A 6,545-nucleotide genomic window follows, 5' to 3' on the forward strand; every position below is an offset into this window, starting at 1 on the left:
CCGTTCAATCCTCTGGCTAGTTCGATCATAGGGCGCTCGCATCCGTGTCAGGCAGATTACGAACCTGCCAGCCGCAACCGGCGATTCGGAAGTCGAGACTCGCTGACGAAATTGGGGCGTTTCTGCTCAAGCATTGCATCCCTCGGGCGGCGACCGCCTTGTTTAGTTTGAGTGGCGGCCCGAGGATTTGACCTTGTATGGTCCGGCCGTGCATTGCGAGAAGATTCGTCGAATTGGCGACAGCGGTCTTGCATCAATGTATTCGGCCTCTGATTGGATCGTTTGTGCTCCGGGCCACCTTGGACATCAGCGCGCGTGCGTTCTGATTAGTCTACAGGCCTCGAACGGGCCACTAAGGTGTCGTCCGTGAAGAGTGGCTAAGCGACTGAGCAAGAATCGCATTTGTCTTTGTGGACTGTTTTGGGATTGCAGGGTTTTGATGCTTCGGGCGTCGGAGCCTTGCGATTTCGTTTTCAGATATGCCGAGCCTAACTCTCGGCATATCTCTGGTTGCCCTGCGCATAATTCAGAGCCCTGCTCGAACTCCCAACAACGGAGATTGAGCATGCCCACATTTCGACGCTCTAAACTCAGGACCGAAGATCCAGACAATGTTCTCTGGCCGATCATGGGCCTCTACACCGACTACCTTGTGCGCAAGTCGCTACAAAGCTGACTTTCGCCGTCAATATGCCGCTTGCGCTCTTCACTTCGGCGACTGGCTGCGCAGTGAAGGCGCTGAAGCAGGTGACATAGACGAGGCACGGATAGATCGCTTCCTCACCGGTCACCTGCCTAATTAGCGCTGAGAACCGGATTCGCAGCAATGTCGAGGCTCTCCCGCATTGCCCACTTGAGCATTGAGGATAGGGCTGTACGGGCAGCGGGCTGCTGAGACCGCTCCATGAGCTGATGCGAGGTCAGCGATACGAGCCGAGATATGGCGGCGGGTGATCTGGAAAACTAAGACGGGATGCAGGGGTCTCCAACTGGCCAACAAGTAGCGTTCTATTTCCGAATTGGTCGGGGCTTCAGCCTTTGTTGAGCGTTCCGGAGATATTGATCCGCGATTGCCGGAGTGGGTCGGCCGCCTGCAGGCGCGCCTTGGCTTTCTCGTCGACCGGGTCTTTGCCATTGGCAACCAGGCCCAAAAGCCGCTTGGCCTCCTTGCGTGCAAGCTCTGGTGTCCAAGGGGCACCGTGAGGACCGATGGTGACGAAGCGCTGCCGACCGAACACTCGGTACTTGAGAACGTATGTCGCTTTTGTCGCGTTGACGTTTACGGCGGGAAACGGCACGCCTTGATCATCCGCATGGGGCAATACCGGATACGGTTGATGACGAAGACCAAAGGCATGTCTAAAGTCTGGACGTATACGCGTCGTATGATGCTGTTGGGCAGTAGCTTCTTGGGTAGCGCGTTGTTCGGGGGCGTTACGCTGCCTACACCCAATCGGCCGCAGCGCAAGGTTGCCATGGTGTTGAAGGCGGCCGACTCTTCCTTCGTCGTTGGGTGCACACAAGACGGCATTACCTCGTTGCGTTATCGTAACGATACGTATGACACGGATTACGTCCTGCCTGGAGCCGTGCTGGGGACGGCTCACGCTAGAGTTCGGCGTGCCGGATCCGAGTGGCATACGCTTCGAACCGGCGTTGATGCAACGAAGCCGATGCATAGCGCGGCCCTTGAACTAGCAGCCCGCGATGCCGGCGTCCTTCTCACGACCCGCCTCGCAGTCGACGAGGCTGGATTGACGTGGGAGATCATGCTGCGGAACGACGGCATGGCGAGCGTGGAGGTTGGCGACCTCTATTTGCCCATGCCGATGAACACCGAATTTCCGGCAGGGCAACCGGTGTCGATGGCTGTTTTGAAGCACAGCTTCGTCTCGGGGCATGGATCGCACATCTTCTGGATTCGCGGCAACAGCACCGGTCCCTTCCTCATGCTCTTACCGGAAGCGGACACGTCACTGGAATATTGGGATGTCCACAAGGATTCGGCCGAAGCCAGTGGGACGTGGTGCGCCTACATCTTGGGCGGGGCGGCCGCCGGCGAGGCAGTGGCGGGCGGGACTCGCTGGCGACAGCCGACCCATTCCCTGTCCCTGTCGCCGGCCGAGGAACGGCGTTACCGTCTCCGCTTCCAGTGGGTTGCCGATTATGAGGCGGCGCGCAGGGCTATCGCGGACGCCGGTCTGGTGGACGTGGAGGTAATGCCGGGCATGACGGTTCCCAACGACCTGCATGTCGACATCGCGCTCGCGTCCTCCATTCCGGTGGAGCGAATCGAAGCGGAATTTACCGGCGACACGGTGGCGCAACGGTTGCCGGATCGGGCTGGCAGGCGACTATGGCGGGTCCGGTTTTCGCGATTGGGCGAGAACCGGCTGACCCTGCACCAGCCGGGTGCGCGCCAGACCTTTCTTGAATTCTTCGCTACCGAACCCGTCGAGACGATGATGAAGAAGCGCGCAGCCTTCATCGTGAAGCGGCAGCATCGTGACCCGTCCAAATGGTACGACGGTTTGTTCGGCGAGTGGAACATGGAGACGCACGTCCTGCTTGGCCCGGACAATTACGACCGGATCAAGGGCTGGCGCATCTACGAGGTGACGTGCGACGATCCCGGGCTGAGCAAGCCCGCTTACCTCGCGACCAAGAATGCCGAGCATCCTGATGCGGCGGAAGTGGCGGCGCTGGACCGGTATATCGATACGTTCGTCTGGGGCGGGCTGCAACGTACCACACAGGAGGCATACGCCTACGGCCTCTACGGCATACCCGATTGGAGGCAGAACCGGGAAAGCAGCGATCCCGGCCCAAAGGGCCGCCTGCATATCTGGCGGCCTTATGACTATCCGCACATCTTCGCGATGTATTTGGCCATGCACCGCATCGCGCGTGACCACCCCGCGATACCCACCCGCCAGAGCGCACGAGATTATTTGGTACGCGCCTACGGTACGGCGCTGGCCATGTTCACGGTGCCGATGCGCGTGGTGATGTGGTCTGCCTACCGCACCGGCTTCTACAACGAATGTGTGATCCCCGAACTGGTTTCGGCGCTCACGACGGCGGGCTTGATGCGCGAGGCGGCGACGCTGGAGGCGCACTGGGCGCGTAAGGTGCGCGCCTTCGTCGATCCGAAGGCGGACCTGTTCGGGTCGGAATATCCGTTCGATTCCACAGGCTTCGAATCAACGCAGGCACTGGCGCGCTCGGCCCTTGACGACCCTGTCGCCATGGGGGTTTCGAAGGCGGCAGCCCGTGCCTTCGCGGAGCGTCAGATCGCTGCAAACCTGTTCTGCCGTGGCTGGCTGGAACCTGCTTATTACTACCTGGGCAGCGATTATCGCGGGAGTGCGGGCGACGCCTATACGCTGACCTACATGGCGCAGATGGGCGGCTGGGCGCTGCTTGATCATGCGCTGAACGATGCAGACGACCCGCATCCGCTCCTTCGTCTGGGCTATGCGTCACAACTCAGCGCGTGGGCCTTGCTGAACAGCGGCCCTGCGTCGGCCGGTCATGGCTATTGGTATCCGGGCGAGGAGAATGACGGCGCGGCCGGTGGCGGCTTCGAGCCGGCGCCGAGCGGGACCACATGGCTCGGTCAGCCGCATCACCGTGGAACCTGGTATTACTCGTGCGAGATCGACCTGGGATTTTGTGGGGCGGTCCGCGCTGCTGCGACGATCGTTGCCGACGATCCCATCTTTGGGCAGGTTTGTCACGGTGGCATCGTGGAGACGTTCGCTCACACCCTGCGTATCTGGCCACGTGATGGCGTGCGGCGACGGCTCAACGTGCGGCTCCAGTCTCTCCGATTGGACCTGGTGCTGCTTGACGCCCGATTCCGGGCGGATGGACCGATCATTCTGAATTTGGGGGAGGGGTGGATCAGCCTTACGCCTGAGCCCTTTGCCCCATCTGCATCGGGAGTGACGTTCGAATTGCGGTACGATGACGGGAGGAAGCGCAAGGAAGTCGTCGACATCACGGACAGCCAGATCGTCGTCCGCTTGCCTGCGGCGCGCTTACCGCGGGTTCAGGTTCGCTAGTGTTGCCGATTATCGGGTGCGATCGGCACTTATGGCCTGCTGTTCCACGCGGCTTCCGAGGCCCAGCACTGACCGCAGCGGGCCGAGCGCGGCAATCCTGCCGTCCGCCAGCGACGCGACACGGTCGCAGACCGCATGGAGGTTCTTGAGGTCGTGGGTAACCATGAAGACGATGAAGCTCAGCGTCCGCTGCAGCCTCACCATATCGAGCTTCGCATTGGCGATCTCATCGAACGAGGACGGCGACAGATGTGCCACCTCACGATCGAAAGCGGGAATCGCCGTTTCAGAGTGAAAGGCGTCGGCGCCTTTGGTGTTGCCGGCACAGGTGACGGCCACGGATTGAAGTGTCCGCGCAACTACGGCGCTGATGCCCCGGATGCTGCCCGTATCCAACACAATGCGTGCCATGCCATTCCATCTCCTGCCTTCGTGACCTGCGTCTTTGCCAAATAACGCAAGGAAGGCCGGCGGCTTTGATGTGGGTCAACAATGGGGATCGCGCTGCCATATTGAATCCGTCCATGAGAGTTTTCGTATTCACTACGGAGAAGTCTATGTACAGGAGCATTCTGGCGTTGCTTCCAACGGAATGGCCGGTGCGTCCAGCCATCGACGGGCCTCGATCTCATTGACTATCGCTTGCAAAGCCGAGCTCGAAGGCCGCGGCCGTGGGTTATGAGACCACCATCGTCCCTGAGGGCAGCGCTGCTTTGTTCTCGAAATCGACCGGCACCAGGCGCTCGAACGCGCGGAAACTGTGCTTGCAGTTTTTGAGGTGAAGGCCAAAAAGGCAGGCATCCGCTACCGGTGCCGGGCCCTCACTGCACCCTGGGGCGAAGCGGCTATTCTTGTCGGAGCTGCCGCCAGGCTTCACGACATAATCGTCGTGCAGCAACCCGGATTGTAGGCGGCAGTTTCGATAATGTCCTAGCGCAAGAAATGTTGTTGCAGGCTGGCGGGCCCGTGCTGTTCATTCCGTACACCTTCCGGGGCGCCTTCGCAGCGAAGCGGATCGGGATATGGGATGGCAGCCGCCTTGCAGCTCGCGCGGTGCACGATACCATGCCACTCTTGGAGGCGGCCGACGCACTGATCATCATCACCGTCAACGAGCCCGAAAACGTACCCTCACCAACACATTTCGCGCGAACCTAGCAAAGGCCGGCTTGCCAGCCCGGCTGTTCCCGTTGGACACCGATCGCTCGCAGATCCAATCAGGCATTCTTTCCCTGGCCGCCGACGAATCGCTCGATCTGTTTGTCATGGGCGGCTGCGGGCATTCCGCGCCTGAAGGAAACCGTGCTCGGCGGTGTCACGCGAGCGATGCTTCAGTCCATGACCGTGCCGACGCTGATGTCCCACTCACCTTCTACTACTGGTTGCCTCCCATACCGGAGAGGATCTCATGATACATCCATCATGGACGCCGCCAATATCATGCTGCGCTGTCACATCAGAGGCCTGCGGTGATGAATGAGGACGGCACGCTTAGCGATCATAACGAATTGACTTTGCAGGTCGGGTGCAGTGGAAGTCCGCCGCAAGCGGGGCCCGAAGGCGCTCCGCTAATGCGGCGCAAAGTCCAGTCGGCGCCAAGGCCGTTATGTGGCTAGGAATGGGGGAACTCGAATATGCGATTGGATTTGGCTGACATCTACGGGCAAGACAAGCTCCCACGGTACACCAGCTATCCAACAGCCCCGCACTTCTCTTCTGCAATCGGCGAGAAGGTGTATCGGCATTGGCTCAGATCTGTTTCGGCCCACCGACCCGTCTCGCTCTATTTTCACATACCTTTCTGTCGCTCAATGTGCTGGTGCTGCGGATGGCATACATCGGTGGCCGAGCACGAGGAGCCGATCGCCGCGTTCGTCGCAGCTTTGCGTCGGGAGGCGCAACTAGACGACCGATTCCATGAAACCTGCGCTGATGGAGCAGGCTGAATTGGTGGAACGGACGGGCTGTTGGCGGATTCCTCGTTTGCGGTCGGCGAAACGAGGAGCTGTATCATGGCAGGATGGCGGCGAGCGGTCGAATTGGCAATGAGTGATGAAGAGATAGCGACCTTGACGACGCTTTCGCGGTCGAGGATCGAACTGGCGAGCCGGGTGTCGCGGGCGCAGATGCTGCTGGCGTATCGGGAAAATCCTTCGTTCTGCGCGGTGGGCCAGAGACTTGGGGTCCATCATCAGACGGTGCAGCGCTGTGTCGAGCGGGCGCTGGCCGATGGCCCGCTGGCAGCCCTCGACGATCGCCCGCGACCGGGCAAGGAACCAACCATCACGCCTGAGGCCAAAGCCTGGTTGGTGTCGCTGGCCTGCGACAAGGCCAAGGACCACGGCTATCCACATGAGTTGTGGACGACGCGGCTCTTGGCGCGCCATGCGCGCGAACACGGGCCGGCGGCGGGGCATGCGTGCTTGGCCAATTTGGTCCAGGGAACGGTGTGCAAGATCCTCGGCCGAGAGGAAATCA

4 protein-coding genes and 1 pseudogene are annotated in these 6,545 nt (G+C 60.6%); 3 read left to right on the forward strand and 2 right to left on the reverse strand.

Annotated elements, in window-relative coordinates:
* Positions 1-1,031: 1,031 nt before the first annotated feature.
* Complete coding sequence (locus CQ13_RS45920; RefSeq protein ID WP_245309378.1) at positions 1,032-1,298, reverse strand: Arm DNA-binding domain-containing protein; 267 nt, start codon at positions 1,296-1,298, stop codon at positions 1,032-1,034.
* A 3-nt stretch (positions 1,299-1,301) separates the two neighbouring features.
* Between CQ13_RS45920 and CQ13_RS28345 the strand changes: the two genes are divergently transcribed.
* Positions 1,302-4,067, forward strand: coding sequence for a DUF5695 domain-containing protein (locus tag CQ13_RS28345; protein WP_245309379.1), 2,766 nt, complete (start codon positions 1,302-1,304; stop codon positions 4,065-4,067).
* A gap of 9 nt (positions 4,068-4,076) precedes the next feature.
* On the opposite strand, the gene CQ13_RS47280 is transcribed toward CQ13_RS28345, so the two are convergent.
* Positions 4,077-4,478: a P-loop NTPase family protein gene (locus tag CQ13_RS47280; protein ID WP_057846120.1), complete on the reverse strand. Its 402-nt coding sequence runs from the start codon at positions 4,476-4,478 to the stop codon at positions 4,077-4,079.
* Between the two features lie 146 nt (positions 4,479-4,624).
* On the opposite strand from CQ13_RS47280, the pseudogene CQ13_RS47285 reads away from it, so the two are divergent.
* Positions 4,625-5,432 (forward strand): annotated as a pseudogene (locus tag CQ13_RS47285) (universal stress protein); the annotation flags it as partial.
* Between the two features lie 647 nt (positions 5,433-6,079).
* Positions 6,080-6,545, forward strand: a 466-nt coding sequence (locus tag CQ13_RS28360; RefSeq protein ID WP_156433582.1) for a helix-turn-helix domain-containing protein, incomplete at its 3' end; no start/stop codon positions are given.

It is taken from the genome of Bradyrhizobium retamae (assembly GCF_001440415.1).
GTDB classification, from domain to species: domain Bacteria; phylum Pseudomonadota; class Alphaproteobacteria; order Rhizobiales; family Xanthobacteraceae; genus Bradyrhizobium; species Bradyrhizobium retamae.